Here is a 17,846-nt window from a genome sequence, read left to right as displayed (position 1 = left end):
CTCGGATCATGGTGATCCACACCCGTCCAGAAATGATTCATCCGCGCCAAGACATGACTCACACCCACCAGACCGCGCCAACACAATTCGTCGAGGCCAACGGCATCCGTTTCGCCTATCGCCGTTTTGGCAAGACAGGCAGCGTGCCGCTGGTCTTCAACCAGCATTTCCGCGGGACCATGGATTACTGGGATCCAGCCGTCACCGACGGCCTGGCCAAGAACCGCGAGGTCATTCTTTTCAATAACGCGGGTGTTTCCAGCAGTTCCGGGCAGGTCCCGACGAGCTTTCAGGAGATGGGGGCAAACGCCATCGCCTTCATCAAGGCTCTCGGACTTGCCAAGGTCGACGTGCTCGGTTTTTCCATCGGCGGCATGGTCGCTCAGGAAATCGCCGTGCAGGCTCCCGATCTCGTACGCCGGCTCATTCTTGTCGGCACCGGGCCGCGCGGCGCCGATATGTCAACGAGTAAATCCGCTGAGATCTTTGGCGGCACCTACGATCCGCCCGAGCACCTCTGGCTTGCGGTTCACTTCTCGCCGTCCGCTTCGAGCCGGGCCGCTGGCCTTGCCTTTCTGAAACGCAAGCTCCTCCGTCGGGATCGCGACCCCGAGGTGAGCGAAGAAGCCGCGGCGGCGCAGCGCGAAGCGATCGGCAAATATATCGCGCCGGCCGAGAGCGTCTTCGACCATCTGAGAGATATCCGTCAGCCAACGCTGATCGTGCAAGGTAGCAACGATGTCATCGTGCCCACGGTGAACTCTTATGTCCTGCAGCAGAATCTAGCGAACGCGCAACTGATCCTCTACCCGGATGCAAATCACGGATCGCTCTACCAGTACCCGGAACTCTTCGTATCACACGCCGACCAGTTCCTCAGATCGGGATTGCAGGGCGACGATACGAATCTGCGGCCATCCGAACGGCTGCCGTTCCCCTCCATCGTCTCGACCAAAGGAATTTAGCTGGCTCACAGCGAAACGCTGCACTCGGCAACGCCCGGCCGCCGCGCCTGTCACGTCGTACACCACGCGGTTGATGCCTTTCCCCCGAAGAAACCCACGAGCCGCCCGCCATACATGACGCCGAGCACCGCCACCCGAGCGTCATTCACCACGTCCTTTGGATATCCAATGTTGCCACTGGACTTAATCGCGACAATTTGACACACTGAATTATATTGCTGAAGAATCTCGGCTTTTTCGAACTTTGACATACTGCGGGGGCATATTATGGCGACCTGGACAGCCTTTTCCGGGACTGCGAACGCGTCCTGGGCATTCGACGGCCTCGGCAGCATCGACTCGGTGCACTCCACCTCGACCCGGCTGATTTTCAACAACGGCGACGGCACGCTTACCTATCTGAACGGCACCGGCCTGACCGTTTCGAACGACCCGACATGGACGACGCTGACGTCAGTCGATCATGTTGCGGCGGACGGCACCACGGTGCTCGAAAGCATCACCAACATCACGCTCGGATACCAGGCCGGGCATTTCTTCACCGGCATCCTCGCAGGTAACGACAGCATCGTCGGCTCGTCCGGGGCCGATCATATCTGGGGCCACACCGGCGACGACACCATCACCGGCGGCGGCGGCGCCGATGCGCTGAACGGCGGCGGCGGCAACGACGTTTTCATCCTCGACGCGGGTGACTTCGCGGCGGGCGAGTCGATCACCGATAACGGGGCCGGCATCATCGATCTCGAGAATGCCGGCAGCGTCGACTTCAGCACCGGAACGTTTTCCGGAATCAGCACCGTCAAGTTCGGCAGCGGCGTCTCGAGCGCCACCTTCGACTCCGGGCAACCGGTGCACGCCGGCACCCTTGAGATCAATACCTTCATCGGCAGTGCGCAGGCCGATACCGTCACTTTTAAGAATGCCTACAGCGATTTCTCCCACCTGACCTTCACGTCGTGGACCGCGGGCGTCGATACGATCAACTTCATCACCAACAACGGCAATTTTGGTTCGCTGGTCGGAACCAATCAGAACGATACCATGACTCTGAACGGTGGCGGCAACGTTCAGGGCGGCACCGGCGACGACACCTTCATCTATAACGCCACCAGCGCCGGCGGAGACCTCGACGGCGGGGCCGGCAACGACACGATCGAACTCGAATCCGCCAACATCACCTATGGCGATGGCCGCCTCACCAATGTCGAACGCCTGGTGTTCCTGAGCGGCAACTCCACCATCACCTTTCTTGGCAACACGCTGGTCACGGCCGTTCCGACCATCATCGGTAGCGCCGGCACCGACAAGATCGTCATCAACAGCAGCCAGACCAACCTTTCCGGCGTGTCCTTCAGCTCATGGACCGCGGGTGTCGACAGCATCACGATCAACGTCAGTTATTACGGCGTCACCTCAACGGCGATCGGATCGAGCCAGGCCGATCTGATCAACGGCAGCGTTGGTGCGGACCAGATCAGCGCCGGCGGCGGCAACGACACCATCGCGGGCAACACCGGCAACGACACCATCGACGGCGGCGCCGGCGATGATACCGCCGTGTTCTCCGGCAACCGGAGCAGCTACACGATCAGCAACTCGGGCGGCCAGATCCTGGTATCGGGCACCTATGTCGTGACGCTGACCAACGTCGAGCATCTGCAATTCGCCGACATGACGCTGAACGCCAGCGACGTGCCGATCAACAGCACCGGGACCGCCGGCAATGATTTGATCTATGGCGGCGGCGGCAACGATACGCTCAGCGGCCTTGCCGGCAACGACGTCCTCGTCGGCCTCGGCGGCGACGATGTCGGCTATGGCGGCGACGGCAACGATTATTTCTATGCGGGCGCCGGCAATGACGTGCTGTTCGGCGGCAATGGCCTCGACGTGCTGCTCGGCGAAGCCGGCAACGACAGCATCTATGGCGGCTCCGGCTTCAACTATCTGTTTGGCGGCGACGGCAATGACATCCTGGTCGGATCGGGCGGGACGGCAAGCTCGGACGTCAACGTGATGTTCGGCGGCAACGGCGGCGATGACCTCTACGGCGGCCTGGGGACGAACTACTTCTACGGCGGTGCCGGCGTCGACACCATGTTCGGCGGTTCGGGCGAGAACATCTTCATCTCGTCAGGCGAGACCGACGGCAACTATATCTACGGCGGCTCGGGTCAGAACTACGTCTATGGCTCCAATGGCGGTGACACCGTCTCCGGCGGCAGCGGCGTCGACGTGTTCCTGATGGGGAGCGGCGCAGACGTCATCAGCGGCGGCGGCGGGGTCGACTATGCCTGGGGTGGCGGCGGCTCGGACACATTTATGATCAACGACACGACGTCGGAAGTCATGGTGATCCAGGACTTCAACGCGGGCGGCGTCAACGACGTCGTGAACTTCGCCGGCACATCGCTGCATTCGTTTGCCGATTTGCAGGCGGCGGAGTTCTACTCGCCCGGCATCAACACCACCATCATCACAGATGCCGCCGGCAATGCCGCCTGGCTGATCGGCGTGGCGCCGGGGCAGCTGGACGCGAGCATGTTCAGGCTCACGTAGCTCGCGGCGGCGGGTGACCGGGTCCATGCAAGCTCGTAGGGCGGGTTAGCGAAAGCGTAACCCGCCATCGCGAGCACGACTGCAGGAAGTGGTGGATTACGCGGAGCCTGTCATCGGGCCGCCCTGTGGGCGGACCCGTTGGCTAATCCACCCTCTGCGAGCTGCGAGCTGGCTATTGGTGCCTCCTACCCTACTCCCACTCAATCATTTAGGACGACATTTCGTCGTTGATCTACAAGCACAAATCTTCAAGTCTGACGGACAAATCCCGACGGTATACCCGCCGTATTTTTTCGGTCTTGAATTCACAGAATAATTTGTGCCGCTCGGAATACTGGCGATTCCGCTATCTATTGGAGTCAATCGTCTGAATAGCTCCGCACTCTTAGCGGACATCGCCACCGCTCGTACTGACACAGCGTAGCTTCATATACCGTCAGCGATGAGGAAAACGCTGGTTTCGTCGCCCGATCGTTCCCTACACCGCCCAAGGGGCCCAACGACCTTCAGCCTTGCCCATGAGGCGCCGGCTATCGAGGTGTGTGGGGCCGTGCTCCTTGAGTCAGTTTGCGACCGAGGCCTTATCGATCAGCCGGTTCAACGCATTCGTGACGATGTCGCGGCTGGGACAGCAAGATCGGAGATCTGGGCCTCGCATGCGGATCGGTTTGAAACGCCCCGCGTTGTAGACTGACACTTTCTCACCGCGACACGTCAGTCGGTCCAGTCCATCATGGGCAAGTTTGCGCTAGCTCCAGCAATTGATGTCCGATTGGAGCCAAATCATCGCAAGGTTCGTACCAAGACATAAAGAAGACCGTCTTGCACCCTGCCCAATGAGCCCAACATTCAAATCGTGAAGCCTGCTCAAGATGCTTGGGCTTTGCGTGCTATGCGCAGTCCGTCCTACGACTTGCGTGGTGAACTAATCTAGTAGACAAGCAGTGAGGCGGAGAGAGTGTCCGCCCGAAACTCAAAAAACGCCGCTTTTTATAGGCGTTTCCAGCACAGCGCTACGACTACATACACCCCTACATACACCTCTTCCGGGGGCGTACCTTTTCCCCTTGTGGGAATATGCGGCTCTATGTAACCGATTGAGATAGCGGCACAAACCGAAATCGGTGTCCGTATAGTGTCCCTTGTTCGAGGTTCCTCCCGAATGGCCCGGCAGATTGCGCCGCGTGGCCGCCTGTCGCGCTGGCGCTGGCGGCCCGCTGTCTGGTAGCCCGGCGCTGGCGAAGTGCCGTGGACCTTCCTACGGTCCCGCGCTGAGGCGGCGCGGTTGCCGTAGTTGGACCGATTACTTTTTTTGCTCGGTGGTGGTGGTGCCGTCGCGGGTGTCTCGTCGCTCGTCGCGTCCTGTGCGCCGCTCCTGACGCCGTTCTGCGCGTCCCGTGCGTCGTTCCTGTCGTCGTTCCGCTCGCCCGCTTCGCCGTTCCTGACGCCGCTCCGTACCAGACCTCGCGGTATCCGTGGGCGGTGTCGTTGGTGCGGCGGGCGTCGTGGTGGTTTGGGCTTCAGCCTGCGAGACCGTCAGCACCGCAGAAGAAGCGACAAGTCCAAATGCAGCCGCGTGTCCAAGGAAAACGAGTGCGCTGCGACGACAGACTTCTTTCGGCTCCGAACGTTCGCTCATTTTCAGGCTCCCGGTTTGCTGCCCTGTCGGAGCATGTCACTTAACGTCGAGAGCTTAGTTATTGATCTGGATCAACTTGGCCGCGCGGTTCAAGCCACGCTGGAATTTCTACCGATGGGATTGACACTCTCGGCAGGTGCGGAATGATGGTTCCGGCAGTGACGATCAAACCGTCGTTGAATTTGGTTCGCGCAAAATCCTTAGCTTCTGCCTCTGTTGCGAACGTCTTGGTTAAGCGCGGATGTCGCCGCCTTGACAGCGTGCCATCTGTCGGCACTTCAAAAGTGACATACCACGTGTGGTTCATGCCGCGATGTCGCCACCCAATGTCGGTCGCCTGTCCTCCGCACCGGGACGATAAAAAGCCATCACCGGGACGAAGCGGTGACGGCTTCTCTTTCGCTCGTGACCGCGAACAAGCTCTTACCGCCGCGCCCCAACGCGATTGACGCCACCATTCATGTTGCCACCGGCGTTATGACGAACCGCAGCGCGTGCCACCGGACGAGGCCTAAGCACGACGCCTGCGCGGGCAACGCAACCAGCCGGATATGCAGTGTACTGGCAGTACACGACCGCGCTGGCTGGGACTGGATTGAGAGTGAGACCTGCAAGGCCCAACAGGGCGCTAGCAGCAATCCCGGCAACAGTCGCTGACTTGATCGAAAGACGCTTCCTCGAATGCATCGCGGACCTCCCTTTTTCGTGCCTGAGGAACAGATGCACGGGAGCCGCCTCAGGTGCGGCTGAACATAGCGTGAGCGCCAAAGGATCGCTGACGTTGACCTAGATCAAAGTCTGTGCGCTGGCGCGGCTTGCCCGTGCCTGTGGCCCTACGATGGGACGCTGTGTGGCCTTCTAATGGCCTCGACGCTGGTAGCGAAGAGGGCGGCGCGTGACAATCGCTCGTTGCTGGGGGCATCTACCAGCCCGCTTGCGTGCAAATTCCCGGCAAAGTGCGATTGAGATGCAACCGGCGCTGGCCAGCAGCACCGGCCGGTCAGTGTTTCGCGTTGATACAGATCAATTGTCAGCCGCTCATTGGGCGCAAAGTGCGCAGGCGCAACGTGCGCCTTTTTGAGGTAATGAGCCGCCAAACAAGACGGTGATGAGGATATTATGACCCATGTTCTAATCGTCATGAGCTGGCTCGGGGCTGTCAATGGCGCCGCGATATCGACACAGGAATTTACGAGCGCAGAGCGTTGCGAAGCAGCCCGGCAGGCAGTGATCGACTACGCCAAGGCCCGTGGCCTTGACGAGACGCTTAGGCCCATCTGCATGCAAAAGTGACACTGGATAGATAGGTTGGCCGATGTCTGCCATGGGTCAAAAGGCGAAATTCCGGGCCGACCAGCGCACGTCTGCTTTGGCCCCAAAAACGGACACTCCCTTCGTTGATGGTTTGCACCGTGTTGCGTGGTGACGTGATGCGCGACGGCTGTGTCTTGGATCGTGACGCCGTCCTGCTATCGTCTCCGGGCTCGCACGAGCATGGTCACGACCACTGCTGCCACAACAAAAAGAACGACGATGGCGAGTGCTTCAAATGCCCCCATAGCGGCGATCCTCCGTCAGGCCAGCCATCTTCCCTAACGTTAACTCATCAGAAGGACGGTCCCGTGCGGCAAATCGCATCGGAGGCCACTACTGCGCGCTTCCGTCTCCATGGACCCGCCACTAAATTTTGGGTCCCTCTGTGAGCGTAGGTAACCGCCGGGACCGCGCCACCGGGCTTATCGAGGATATTAGGTACGAGAAAATCCGTGGTTACAGTTACAGGGGCGAATGTCTATCGACCACCAAGCCAATACCGGATCACACGACCGCCTAGCCAAATGATGACGCCCCACGCACTGATCAATAATCCTAAGGGATCGTAGTTCGGCCGAGCGAAGAAGAGCCAGACGACGATCCCACCAGCGATCACGATCACGGCGATCCATGAGGCAATCCAGTACAACAGGTCTCCAAGACGCGATGCCATCAGCGGATACCTTGGGTCGCTTCTGGCTCACTTTGCCCGCGCCATTATCCTTGCCCATCGAGCACCGTTAATAGACACCACGCCGCACGGCGCGCCGTGTTTGGCGGAAATCGCGACGGTCGACACGACGCGCAGTCACGCGGGCGCGCCGGTACGTGATGGCCTGCGCTTGATCAACGCTTAACTCCACGCCGCGCGGTGTCACCTGCGGCGAGACCGGAACGGTCGCCAACACCACCGCCGCAAACAGCAGTCCGATAAGTGAGAAAGCTCTCATTGCACCTACTCCCTGTTGTCACATTGGGTAGACGGCAAAGGCTGTCTGGTCTGTGTGTGCCTATTGTCGACAACTGTTATAGGCAATCTGATAGACCGGCGGAGTGTTGATCTAGGTCAATCAATTAATACTCCTGCGTCTGAGCAGCTCGCAAAAAGGCGGCCGAGAAAGCCGCCTCTTTCGCGATGCGTAGGTGGAGCCCCTACTGGCAGAAATACATCTGACCGTCGTCAAGTTTAATAGCGCCACCCGGTGTGCATTTAATGCCGTTACGCGCCGAGTAATCATCCCATCCGGAATAACCGTAGTAGGGGCTGTGTCCGGGATAAGCCCTGTGGACGTAGTGAGCTTGCCCAAAGTAAGGATCAGTTTGGGCCGCGTAAGCGCCGCGCCAATTGTTGTTTCCCCAATTGTTGTTTCCCCAAGCGTTAGGCGCAGCCGTGGCGGCGATAGCGGCACCCGTGCCGACCGCTGCAACGCCTGCGCCGACAACACCTGCCCCGTAGTAGGCCGCCCGTCGGTTGTGACGACGCGCAACCCCCGCAACGCTCACGGGGGTTAGCGGGCGACCAACCCGCGCCTGGGCGCTCTCGACTGACAGCGAGATGCCGCCTTGCCAGCCCAACTAAGGGAGAACAGTGCTGCACAGCCGAAGGCAGAAGCTGCAAGCGCTGCCTTTCTTACATACTTCATGAGCTCTTCTCCGTTTTGAGGAACACCCACCCCATCCTTCACCAATGAACGTTTGCCTTCACGCATATTGACGCAGATCAACGCGGCCAGAAGTTCAGCCGGAGCATCGGTCACGTTCCCGTTACCGCGCGATAGCGCGGACCCAGTCCTGACCGACCGCAAGACGCCCGAGCGGCTGATGTCTCTGATGGGTCATTCGCGACCGGGTCGAGACAACAGCCAGCCCGGCCATGTCTGCTATGACGCCGAAAGCGGAAGTGCGCTATTCTACTCGACGCGCAGGAACGACGTTGATGGCTGAGACCGTCCCCATTGATCGCCCGCCCGCCGCCGGGGCGACGGTCTCTCAACCGCGATCCAGAAAGGCAGCGACCGTCAGCGCGTCGGCACTGGCGCAGCACCTCGATTGCAGCCGGACCTACATCGGCAAGCTCGAAGCCGAAGGCGTGTTCCAGCGGCAAGGTGGCGGCTTTCCGCTCGACCAGAGCCGAGTTGCCTACCTGCGATACCTGCGGCGCGAGCGGCGGCAATCGCCGCGATCGGCGGTTGATGCAGAGTTCGCCTTGGCAAAGGCAGAACTGGTAAGGCTCCGGGTGGCCGAAAAGCAGCGGGAGCTGATCCCGCAGGAGGAAGCCTTCAGCCAGATGGAGCAACTGGTCGGGTTGTTTCTGACTGGCTTGAGCGGTCTGTCGGCCCGGTGCGGCGGTCGTGATCTGGCCGCGCGCCGCGCGATCGACAAGGCCGTGTTTGATCTGCGCGTCGAGATTGCTGAAGCCTGCACCAAGCAAGCGGATCAGCGCGGTGAGCCGCTTTATTAGGGACAATCTTCCTTCCTAGTCGGACCGATACTGTAAGGCCGGTTCAAAAAGAACTCGCGGTTGCCGAGCGCGGCCTCCGCGTATTGATCGATGGCAACCTGGATGGCCTGAACGTGGTAATAGCACCAACCTTCACGGGCTGAGAGCTGTCGGACTTCGTTTAGCGCTCTGACAAACGGCGGCGGATTTTCCCAATCATCAAACCACTGCGGGCGCTCTCTCACCATTTCCGACCTCCGAGAACCTTGCCCTTCGGCTTCGGCAGTGCGGCCTTCATTCGATCTCGGTCAGCACAGAGGGTGTCGATCTTGTTGAGCATCCGTTGCAGCAGCGCCTCGGCCGAGTTGGTCGGAATACCTGCTCTCTGAAGCTGAAGCATTTCCTTGCGCTGGCGGCTAACTTGCACGCGCATGCGCTCGATCTCCGAACGGACGAATTCGAGTGTGGGCATAGTTCGCTCTGGACGACGACGAGCTGCCATAAGAACGAAACGCGAACGATGAGTCAAGGCTGCAAATGTAAAACCTGCCGACCTAAGGCGCGTTCGAAAGGAACCCTGGGATGTCCGCTTTTGAAAGCGAAACCGACACGCGGTCCCGCACCAAGGTTGTCGCCTTGTGACCCGTGACATCGGAAACGCAAACTGGAAACCGCCGGTTCTCTGACAAGGAACAACTGTTTCACCGCTTATGTCAGGAACCGGACATATCGCCATCGGTTATCCGAATGATCTACCGAACCGGACCTCAACAGCATCCTGGTCGCTTCAAGATCAATCAGCCAAAATAATGTCGGGAGGTTCTCATGCCTTCACGCAGCGAAAGGATACGCGCGTTCGAACGGCTTCGATTGGCAACGCCAATTTGTGATGATGCGAGCTTGGTGAAATTGGGGGAAGACGTTGCCGAATATTTGCGTGAAGCAAAGCGCCGTGATGCGTCAGGACCGGATGAACTAATCTCGGCAGTGTTAGATAGGGTCGCACGGAAATATTTTCGACACATCCTACTAAAGCAAGCACGTGTGACGCGCCTTCGGCGTCGAATGCGCGACTAGGGTTGCCATGGAAGCCCGCTATATTCCGCCTCTCCGCAGCCGCGATAGGCGTTATCCTTGGCCCGCACGTACTGCCGCTGTTGTGATTGTTGTTGCGCTGATCCTACTTGTTCTGATTTGTCGGTTTGCGTAACTAACGATACGACGGCCGTCCCAAGTGACGATCCTCCATGCGACAGTTCGAGGACCCTTGGGACGTGTCAAGTCAGCCCCGCATCACACCTAGGCTCGGTGAGCTATCCCTCGCATTGAGCGCCGTCCAGCACTACCAAGCGGTGACTATCACTGCTGCGGTGCACTGGCCGTTGTTGGCCCTTATCGGAAGGCGCCGCGCTGGCTATCGAAAGTCTGGTGACGGGGTTGAGCGGACTTGTCACGGTTGCGCCCTCCAACTTCCGTATTTGACCCATTAGCGGGCATTGCACCTTAGGCCGCCTAGGATGTCCGCGCCGCTCGCATCTCGCGCCGTCTGCGTTCGGAACTGAAACATTTTCTAGCCTGAATGAATTTACTCACTCGGGCTTCGCAAGATGCGAGGCATTCATGAACCCTCTTTCGGCGAGCGACGTGTTCCTTACGGTCGCGCTTATGAGCACGACGTTCCTGATTGAGATCGGGTTTTTCATCCTGATCGGAATGTTCTGAAATAGCGCGCTATTGGGGTGGTGCGCAGCGGGTGCGAAGGTCTAGTTCTCCTCGAACTTGATGGTTGAGACCGGCCATCTTCCATCATGACCTTTGATCGAAATCCGAAGCCCGTGCAATTCATCCAGCCAAACGTTCTCGACAGCGCCTGCCTTTCCGTCGGTAAGGATGACGGTTTTCCCGATTAATTCGGCCTGCGCCTCGCCAAACTCGTTCAGAATTTGCGACGCACGGCGCTTCACCGACGGCATCACTCGTCCATGTTCGTGCGAGCCGTCTTTGGCTCAACGGCGAGTTTATTCAATGCTCGGCACTGGGAACGATCGACGGTGAACGCTCCTCCAATTCGCGAAGCTGGTCGATTTGCTTCCCGAATCTCGTTGGGAGTGCCGGCTCTGGTTTCAGCGACAAGTACAGTCTTTCGCCGATCTCTCGAACGATGGCTCGGCTGTGTACGTGCTCAATGTTGATGCGGTTGTGCATACGAAGCCTCGTTTGGGTAAGAAAGCGCCAGCAGCGAAGCGCCAGCAGCGAAGCCCCAGCATCTTGCGCGTTCCGCTCGCGAGCGCGGCTGGCAATTCTGAATGGAACCGGAGACCGCCGCTTTTGGCTATCCGCGCGAGCGTTGCATTAAGAGCAGCGGGTCGCCGGCAGCGACCTTTGGCTATCCGCGACATGCGCCGTATTAAACACCGGCGAGCGACGGTCTCATATTTCTAATGCCTGGCGGCGGCTTTCGTTCCCTTGATCAGGCTCTGTCCGGACGAGGAACCCGGCGAGTGGCGTCAACGCATTCACTAGACTGCCGGGGTTATCACAACCATGCCTTCGGAATGAAATGCGACTACCGAAGAGCACTCTTGAGGCATGCACCGTCGTCTAGCCTTGGAACCACTTTTCACACCGTCGTGTCCGAGATCGGACCTGTAGCGAAATGACAAGATCGACGGGGCCCATTGCAGAAGTGGTCGGCTTTAAGGGCGAGCGCCATAAACCATCGTATCGTTCCGGCGACCCCTCTGGATACCCCGACGATTACCTACGTCCAATTGAGCCGCTGATCGCGATCGTCTTAGCTGAGTGTGCGGTAGCGCTCCCGCTATCGCTGCCCTCCTTGGGCGTTTCCTCCCTGGACTTGGGCCGCTTGTGGCAACGCAGGCGGCCTTTCCTTTCGTGTGCACCCATCATTTTCCGGGTCCTTTGGGGCAAGTGCCGGGAAGTGGCCAAAAAGCCATGGGCGCGGCAAGTGTGTCCGAGATTGCACTTTTTCGTCAGCTTCCAGGCGTATTGCGGGTGTGGAATATCATCATCACCGCCCTGCCTTCGGCTGCTATCGGTGACTGAGAGTGTTGCGCTCCCGCCTGACCCATGGGGAGTGCATCACATGCCGGAATGTCATTCCCCTCGCATGATCGAGCGATCTCGCTGCCCCAAGTGCGATATTCGCATGATGCTGGTCGGTGTCGAGTGCAGCGTGGCCGGTCCCGATTTGTGCACGCTTGTATGTCCCAAGTGCGAACTGGCCTACAAAACGCTGGCGGAGGACCAATGAATCCAAGTGGGGCTCAAAAGCGAACTAAGCCGGGGCGAGTAACGCCGTCTCAGTTGGCGGCCTCTTCATGACAGCCTTTGCCCGCGCGGCGCATGGCCTTCCCCACCCGTCAAATGATCTTCGATGTTATCGGCGATCTCCTGGCAGACCGACGCCAACGCTAGCAGTTCGGTTTTAACGAGAGGATCGTCGGCCTGCTGAACAAGTTTCCGGCACATGGCCGCTTGATTCCAAAGATAGTCAAGCCAATCGTGTATGCCGAACACAGTACCGTTGGGCTTGGAGCGGTCACAATCCATGGTGGAGCTTTCACTGGAACGCCGAATGCGTGAAGCTGATGCGGGTTCGCAATCTGACGACACCGCCAAATTTGATTTTAGTTCGTGCTCCAATCTTTGGAGTCATTGCGAACGAGGAGAGCAAGTTAAGCTCACTCAGTTGGACGGAACTGAGGCGGGCTCTCTAAACAGAATTTGATGGGTTCGGCGGCTTGCGAACCCACACCAGCACCGTGCCAAACGCGGCTCGGTCTGGTATCGTCGTCGCTTACCGGGTTCCTCTCGCCGCCGGCGAGCCTGTCTGAATTCTTCGTGCTGATGAGAGCACGCGCGTAACGGCGCTTGCGGTTTTCACTGCATCCCTTCCCGCGCGGCTGGGCCTTTCTTTGAGTCAACGATGGCAGTCCAATCTGAATACGCTTGTTGAAGGTTTCAGCCTCTGGGGCGTCCACGTTCAGTATTGGATGCTGATAGCCGCTCTGATTACTGCAATCGCCGTGGTCTCCGGTTTGCGGAAATGACTGCATTGCATTAGCGAGGCAGCCCAGCGCTCCAAGCACGTTGGCGAGCAGCGGCGCTCGGGCTTGAGCCAGCCGCGCCAGTGCGGCGAGGATGTATTGCGGATGTTGGTGACGGGCGGGCCGCCTGTGCGCGGTGGGGGTGGGCATGCCCCAACGCATCATCGTGAATTCGCGGCCGGTGCCAGTATTGCGGACGACCGGCGCGGGATAATCAGGAAACAAGGAAACACACCCGGCAATGGCGCGAGGTTGCCGACGTAGCGATTAACGACGCGGAAGAGTGCGGCGATAGCCGCTTGGTTGGTCGTGATGCTGTAGAGGTTGCACATGCGAGCCGCGCTTCGAAAACCGGACTTGAGCCTAGCTTGCCTTCAACTCACTTCGCTTCCGCATGTAGTAGCCCTGCCTCTGAACGGTAGACTTAATCTCATCGCTGACGCTGACGACCCTCCTCTTTCTCTTTTGCCATCTCCCCGACGTGCCACCGAGAGGTATTGACGATCCCTGCCTCACAACGAGCAGATCACGTTTATGGTTTAGGTACACGTCGAACATGTGCCACCTCCGATCCGAACCCAAAACACTATCGTTTCGGAGCAGAGAGAAGGTTGCATGACTGCAACAGACCGAGCGGTATTTTGGTGATCTTCGCCGTTCACCCGGCCACCACGTCGAGCGCGGATGGTCGGCCGAAATCTTGGTCGGCCGCAACGCGATGAGATGGCCGCGCTTGTACGGATAGCCCCGAACATCCGAGCAATCCTTGCAGCGCATGTACCGCTCTAGCTCGTGGGTCGGCGTCGCTTTCGGTCTGATTGTCAGTCCGACGCTGATGCTCGATCACCAACGCCTTGTGAGTTTGTTTGCTCAGCCTACTGCTCAAGGCGGAGCCTTAACCCCGCTCCCTGATGATGTCGGCTATGATCTGATCGTCGGCCAGCAATTTCGCCTCTTCAAGCAAATCGTCACTGACATTCGGAAACAGTTTGCGTGCAGCGGCGTCGATGTCCTCTTGCCAGTCCTTTGGCTGGTCGAAAATATTTTTTGAAGTCCGCCTCTTTACTTCACTTCCGCGCGAAACCGGCTCACCTCGGCGCGATGATCGAGACCCTGCTTGTTCATCACCCAGCCATAGTAATACGCCTGGCTAAGCGTGAAGCTCTCGTTGGCAGCAATCTTCTCCGCGCCGAGCTTGGCTTTCAGGAAGCCATCTAGCCGCGCCACCAGCTTGGCGCGCATCTCGGGCGGCAGCGGCTGCGAGGTCAGAGCCAGAATGCGCCAGCGCGGCGCATCGGGTGCATGCGACGGCGAGGTGTAGATCAAGGCGGAGATGCACATCGCCTTGACGGCGTTCACCGCGTGGTCGAACGCGATCTTCTCGTCGTCGTAGTCCAGCTCGATGCCCGTGATCTGCGTTACGTTGGCATCATGGCGCAGGCTGTTCTGGTCGGTGCGCTTTTTGCCAAAGATCGCCAACTTCAGCCAGGGCAGCTTGCCCTTCTCGCGAGCGGCGGCGTTCAGCACACGTTCACGCAATTCCATTAAGGTCAGATTGTCGGTCGTGTTGGTCTTGGCCGCGAAGGTCTTGAAGAAGGTGACGTTGACCTTCGCGCTGGCCGCGTCGTGCTCGTTAAACGCGGGCTCGCTGATCTGCGCTTGCGAGCGCTCGGTATCAGTATTATAAGGGCCGTGCATTGACTGATTTCCAAAGTACTGAAGCCCGGCGACGCGCGAACGTCCCGGGCTTTGCTTCGTGAATTACGACTTGATGAAACCGAGGCGGATCGCCTCGGAGCGGGGCACCATCGGCGTCGGGCCGACGTAAACGAGCTTCAGGTCACCACGCTTGACTTGCCGCCAGAGCGTCGGGCGCGAGGTGCCGGTTGCCTTCATCCATTCCGGAATGCGCCAGCCGAGACGATGCGACGCCAACGGCGAATGCTGTTTCTTGTGGGGGGTACGAGACATTCAGAGCCATCCGTAGTTCAGGAAGGCTCATCTAGCGCCTGATCGGGCTTGCGCTTACCGCGTTCGCTTCTGAAAAATCAGCTTCGAATGCGGCAACCGTTCCGCTCTGCTTCCCAGCGCGCCCTCCGGCGGCTTGGGAAAATCGAGATCGGCCCATGCAGCCAGCATGAAATCGACGAACCTTCCGGTCTTTGACTTAGAAGGGCGTTGGCCGGTGTGGCGCACGTGAAAGACGTACATCTCCGTCACGAATTGGTCCGCCAGTATCTCGATGCGGCCACCGGGGAGCGGCGCTGTCAGCGTAAGATCGCGAAGGAGAACCTGATAGCAATCGCGAACGAGCGCCAACTTCTCTTTCCATAGAAGGCTCGGAGGTCGATCGCCCTGCGCGTTGAAACCCGTCGCCAGGATCCGCCGGTCCAGGCCGATCAGCCGCCGCGTTTCCTGATCCAACTTGGCGACGGATTGGAGCGCACTCTCAGCTGTTTCTCTTGCCGCAGGTAGCGTCTTGAGAGAAAGAACCGCTTTGGCCGCCACGTTTCGCCCAATCCGCTCGACCTTGGAACGCAGACCTTTACCGTAGTCCCTCTCGAACTCGTCAATCAGCAGTTCGTCCTTGCTCTTGATGTCGAGCAGCCCTCCCGCTGTAATCCTGTCTTGCAGTCGCTCGATCTGTTTGAGCTGTTGTTTCCTTCCGCGCTTGCGCGCCTTCGTCGGATTTGCAGCCATACCTAAGCCCGCAACGGCACTATGTTATCCCCAGCAGCAGGACGGGCGCAGTAGTCAGCCCAGTCGGCCATCATCTGCTTGCGCAACTCGAAAAAGCGCGTGCGTTTGTACGCTGCAACCACCTTATCGCTGATCTTGTGCGCGAGCGCAGCTTCGGCGACCGGATCGTCGTAGCCGCGCTCGGCGGCCCAGTCGCGGAACGAAGAGCGGAAGCCATGAGGCACGACTTCGCGGTCTGACGCGGGATCGATCCAACGCCGCACTTCTTCATTCATACGGTTGATAACAGCGCCCATCGCGGCGTCGCTCAACGGCACACCGTCCGCGTTCGCGAAGATGTACTCGCCATCGCCGGCCAAGTCCTGCATGCGATACTGATTGATGGCAAGGACGGTTTGATCTCTTATCCCGACGCGTCATGGAACGCGTGGCAGCCCGGCGCCGACGTGACCAACACCTTCGTCAACGTGAATGCGATCCATCGCGACAACCACGGTGGCCTGTGGATCATCGACACGGGCTCACCCAGCTTTGGCGGCGATCCATTGCCCGGTGCTGCCAAGGCGGTGCGTATCGATCTCGCCACTAATCTCGTCGAGCGGATTTATCCCTTCGGACCTCCAGCCGCTCTTCCCGGCAGCTATATCGACGACATCCGCTTCCATGGCGACCATGCCTATTTCACGGATGCCGGGCGCGCCGGGCTGATCGTGCTCGACTTACGCAACGGAGAAACACGTCGGGTGCTCGACGGCGCCCCCTCGGTCACGGCGCCTACCGACCGACCGATCGTGATCGACGGCGAGATCGTCCGCGCGCCGGACGGCTTCCCACTGCGGGTCAACAGCGACCCGCTCGAGGTCAGCCCCGATGGACGCTATCTCTATTTTGGCAGTCTGCATGGGCCCTGGTCTCGGGTCGAGACACGGCTGCTCGACGATCCCGGTGTTCCCGCAACCGAACTCGCGCGTAAGGTGGAAGCTTGGGCGGATCTTCCGCCAGTCGGCGGAACGGCGATGGCATCGGACGGAACGCTCTATTTCACCGAATTGGCAAGCGATGCGCTGAAGAAGCGCTCGCCAGACGGCACGATCACAACCATCATCCGGGATTCACGCCTGCACTGGTGCGACGCACCTGCTCTCGCGGACGGCTTCATCTGGCTGCCCGTACCGCAGATCGACCGTGTGTCGCTCTTCAACAGCGGCACCTCCCGGATCGCGTGGCCTATCCGTCTGTACCGGTACGGGCTGGATGCTCAGGCAAAGTGAAGCTAAGCCACAAGCGCTAGCGCACCCATTCCGGCGAGAGTCTCGGTAAGGAAGGAGACCAGCGGACGCACCAGGTCGGCTTCCGCCGTCTCCTCCCCAAGCAGCACGATTTCAGTCATCGGCAATGCCGGCCAGGAGTCCGGCGTCGGCACAACTTGCAGGCCATCCCGAACGAATGACCGCCCAAGTATTGTGATGCCCAGGCCGCCGGCGGCGGCCGCCTGCACCCCCATCAAGCTACGCGCTGTGCAGGATGCTATCCATGGCTGTCGAACCGAATCCAGGGTGCGCGCCATTAACTCTCGATAGGTGCAGGGCGGCTTCAGCAGGACCAACTCCGTCGGCTTACTAAAGTCCGGCTGATAATCAGCCGCAGCGAGCCAAACGAGCGGCTCTCGCCAGATCACGCGTCCTCGCTGGGCTGTACCATCCTTCTTCGCGATCACCACATCGAGGCCACCAGCATCGTACACATCGAGGAGATCGCAGCTCAGCCCCGTCATGAGTTCAAGCTGCACTTCAGGATAGAGACGCCGAAACCGTGCAAGCAACGCCGCCAACTGGCGCGGAATGAAATCCTCGGAGATACCGAGGCGAAGTGAGCCGACAGTTGCCGGTTCGCGCATGCTGCGGACGGTGAGATCGTTCAGTTCGAGCATCTGCCGCGCGGTGACCAGCAGCCGCTCTCCGTCCCGTGTCAGGCTCAGGGAGCGGCTCGTCCGTTCGAAGAGCTTGCACCCAACAAGGTCCTCAAGCCTGCCGACCTTCTGACTTACCGAGGATTGCGATCGGCCGACGACACCAGAGGCTGCCGTGAAACCGCCGGATTCGGCCACAGCCACGAAGGCACGGAGAAGTTCAATTTCCAGGTCGGGATAGCGCATT

Annotated in this window: 16 protein-coding genes and 1 pseudogene; 5 read left to right on the top strand and 12 right to left on the bottom strand. The window is 59.5% G+C overall.

Annotated elements, in window-relative coordinates:
* Positions 1-8 precede the first annotated feature (8 nt).
* Positions 9-965, top strand: coding sequence for an alpha/beta fold hydrolase (locus G6P99_RS20795; protein ID WP_198031118.1), 957 nt, complete (start codon positions 9-11; stop codon positions 963-965).
* 267 nt (positions 966-1,232) lie between these two features.
* Entirely contained in the window at positions 1,233-3,527 is a 2,295-nt protein-coding gene (locus G6P99_RS20790) for a beta strand repeat-containing protein (RefSeq protein WP_165123346.1), read from the top strand.
* 1,697 nt (positions 3,528-5,224) lie between these two features.
* Here G6P99_RS20790 and G6P99_RS20785 read toward each other — a convergent pair.
* The 3 genes from G6P99_RS20785 to G6P99_RS20775 all read right to left on the bottom strand — a co-directional run bounded on the left by G6P99_RS20785 (position 5,225) and on the right by G6P99_RS20775 (position 7,430).
* On the bottom strand, positions 5,225-5,473 hold the full coding sequence (locus G6P99_RS20785) for a hypothetical protein (RefSeq protein WP_084518706.1): 249 nt from the start codon (positions 5,471-5,473) through the stop codon (positions 5,225-5,227).
* A gap of 116 nt (positions 5,474-5,589) precedes the next feature.
* Positions 5,590-5,853 (bottom strand): hypothetical protein, encoded by a 264-nt coding sequence (locus G6P99_RS20780; protein WP_165123344.1) that lies wholly within the window; start codon positions 5,851-5,853, stop codon positions 5,590-5,592.
* 1,367 nt (positions 5,854-7,220) lie between these two features.
* A complete protein-coding gene (locus G6P99_RS20775; RefSeq protein ID WP_165123342.1) occupies positions 7,221-7,430 on the bottom strand; it encodes a hypothetical protein in 210 nt (69 codons plus the stop codon).
* 986 nt (positions 7,431-8,416) lie between these two features.
* On the opposite strand from G6P99_RS20775, the gene G6P99_RS20770 reads away from it, so the two are divergent.
* Positions 8,417-8,941 (top strand): hypothetical protein, encoded by a 525-nt coding sequence (locus G6P99_RS20770; protein ID WP_165123340.1) that lies wholly within the window; start codon positions 8,417-8,419, stop codon positions 8,939-8,941.
* 220 nt (positions 8,942-9,161) lie between these two features.
* On the opposite strand, the gene G6P99_RS20765 is transcribed toward G6P99_RS20770, so the two are convergent.
* The 4 genes and pseudogenes from G6P99_RS20765 to G6P99_RS20750 form a co-directional block, all read right to left on the bottom strand.
* Positions 9,162-9,392, bottom strand: a complete 231-nt coding sequence (locus G6P99_RS20765) for a hypothetical protein (RefSeq protein WP_165123336.1) — start codon at positions 9,390-9,392, stop codon at positions 9,162-9,164.
* A gap of 1,291 nt (positions 9,393-10,683) precedes the next feature.
* Positions 10,684-10,893: a PRC-barrel domain-containing protein gene (locus G6P99_RS20760; RefSeq protein ID WP_165123334.1), complete on the bottom strand. Its 210-nt coding sequence runs from the start codon at positions 10,891-10,893 to the stop codon at positions 10,684-10,686.
* Between the two features lie 1,366 nt (positions 10,894-12,259).
* Positions 12,260-12,493, bottom strand: coding sequence for a hypothetical protein (locus tag G6P99_RS20755; protein WP_165123332.1), 234 nt, complete (start codon positions 12,491-12,493; stop codon positions 12,260-12,262).
* 547 nt (positions 12,494-13,040) lie between these two features.
* A pseudogene (locus G6P99_RS20750) lies at positions 13,041-13,322 on the bottom strand (SOS response-associated peptidase); the annotation flags it as partial.
* 434 nt (positions 13,323-13,756) lie between these two features.
* Here G6P99_RS20750 and G6P99_RS20740 point away from each other — a divergent pair.
* Positions 13,757-14,041, top strand: coding sequence for a hypothetical protein (locus tag G6P99_RS20740; RefSeq protein WP_165123330.1), 285 nt, complete (start codon positions 13,757-13,759; stop codon positions 14,039-14,041).
* Positions 14,042-14,052: 11 nt separating this feature from the next.
* Here G6P99_RS20740 and G6P99_RS20735 read toward each other — a convergent pair whose 3' ends face one another.
* The 4 genes from G6P99_RS20735 to G6P99_RS20720 form a co-directional block, all read right to left on the bottom strand.
* Entirely contained in the window at positions 14,053-14,688 is a 636-nt protein-coding gene (locus G6P99_RS20735) for a hypothetical protein (RefSeq protein ID WP_165123328.1), read from the bottom strand.
* A gap of 63 nt (positions 14,689-14,751) precedes the next feature.
* The gene (locus G6P99_RS20730; protein WP_165123326.1) at positions 14,752-14,961 is read right to left on the bottom strand and encodes a hypothetical protein; all 210 of its coding nucleotides are present in this window, start codon (positions 14,959-14,961) and stop codon (positions 14,752-14,754) included.
* A gap of 54 nt (positions 14,962-15,015) precedes the next feature.
* Positions 15,016-15,690, bottom strand: a complete 675-nt coding sequence (locus G6P99_RS20725; protein WP_165123324.1) for a hypothetical protein — start codon at positions 15,688-15,690, stop codon at positions 15,016-15,018.
* 2 nt (positions 15,691-15,692) lie between these two features.
* Positions 15,693-16,058, bottom strand: coding sequence for a tyrosine-type recombinase/integrase (locus G6P99_RS20720; RefSeq protein ID WP_165123322.1), 366 nt, complete (start codon positions 16,056-16,058; stop codon positions 15,693-15,695).
* A 78-nt stretch (positions 16,059-16,136) separates the two neighbouring features.
* On the opposite strand from G6P99_RS20720, the gene G6P99_RS20715 reads away from it, so the two are divergent.
* The gene (locus G6P99_RS20715; protein WP_334262104.1) at positions 16,137-16,961 is read left to right on the top strand and encodes an L-dopachrome tautomerase-related protein; all 825 of its coding nucleotides are present in this window, start codon (positions 16,137-16,139) and stop codon (positions 16,959-16,961) included.
* A gap of 2 nt (positions 16,962-16,963) precedes the next feature.
* Here G6P99_RS20715 and G6P99_RS20710 read toward each other — a convergent pair whose 3' ends face one another.
* Positions 16,964-17,845: a LysR substrate-binding domain-containing protein gene (locus G6P99_RS20710; protein WP_165123320.1), complete on the bottom strand. Its 882-nt coding sequence runs from the start codon at positions 17,843-17,845 to the stop codon at positions 16,964-16,966.
* Position 17,846: the final 1 nt, after the last annotated feature.

The organism is Bradyrhizobium sp. 6(2017) (assembly GCF_011058295.2).
In the GTDB taxonomy this organism is placed as follows: Bacteria; Pseudomonadota; Alphaproteobacteria; order Rhizobiales; family Xanthobacteraceae; genus Bradyrhizobium; species Bradyrhizobium septentrionale.
This window is presented reverse-complemented; position numbering and strand designations above follow the sequence as displayed.

Bases quoted from the DNA above. Each gene is read 5' to 3' on its own strand.
- G6P99_RS20795 (WP_198031118.1), top strand. From the start codon at position 9: ATGGTGATCCACACCCGTCCAGAAATGATTCATCCGCGCCAAGACATG.
- G6P99_RS20790 (WP_165123346.1), top strand. From the start codon at position 1,233: ATGGCGACCTGGACAGCCTTTTCCGGGACTGCGAACGCGTCCTGGGCA.
- G6P99_RS20785 (WP_084518706.1), bottom strand. From the start codon at position 5,473: ATGAACCACACGTGGTATGTCACTTTTGAAGTGCCGACAGATGGCACG.
- G6P99_RS20780 (WP_165123344.1), bottom strand. From the start codon at position 5,853: ATGCATTCGAGGAAGCGTCTTTCGATCAAGTCAGCGACTGTTGCCGGG.
- G6P99_RS20775 (WP_165123342.1), bottom strand. From the start codon at position 7,430: ATGAGAGCTTTCTCACTTATCGGACTGCTGTTTGCGGCGGTGGTGTTG.
- G6P99_RS20770 (WP_165123340.1), top strand. From the start codon at position 8,417: ATGGCTGAGACCGTCCCCATTGATCGCCCGCCCGCCGCCGGGGCGACG.
- G6P99_RS20765 (WP_165123336.1), bottom strand. From the start codon at position 9,392: ATGCCCACACTCGAATTCGTCCGTTCGGAGATCGAGCGCATGCGCGTG.
- G6P99_RS20760 (WP_165123334.1), bottom strand. From the start codon at position 10,893: ATGCCGTCGGTGAAGCGCCGTGCGTCGCAAATTCTGAACGAGTTTGGC.
- G6P99_RS20755 (WP_165123332.1), bottom strand. From the start codon at position 12,493: ATGGATTGTGACCGCTCCAAGCCCAACGGTACTGTGTTCGGCATACAC.
- G6P99_RS20735 (WP_165123328.1), bottom strand. From the start codon at position 14,688: ATGCACGGCCCTTATAATACTGATACCGAGCGCTCGCAAGCGCAGATC.
- G6P99_RS20730 (WP_165123326.1), bottom strand. From the start codon at position 14,961: ATGTCTCGTACCCCCCACAAGAAACAGCATTCGCCGTTGGCGTCGCAT.
- G6P99_RS20725 (WP_165123324.1), bottom strand. From the start codon at position 15,690: ATGGCTGCAAATCCGACGAAGGCGCGCAAGCGCGGAAGGAAACAACAG.
- G6P99_RS20720 (WP_165123322.1), bottom strand. From the start codon at position 16,058: ATGCAGGACTTGGCCGGCGATGGCGAGTACATCTTCGCGAACGCGGAC.
- G6P99_RS20710 (WP_165123320.1), bottom strand. From the start codon at position 17,845: ATGCGCTATCCCGACCTGGAAATTGAACTTCTCCGTGCCTTCGTGGCT.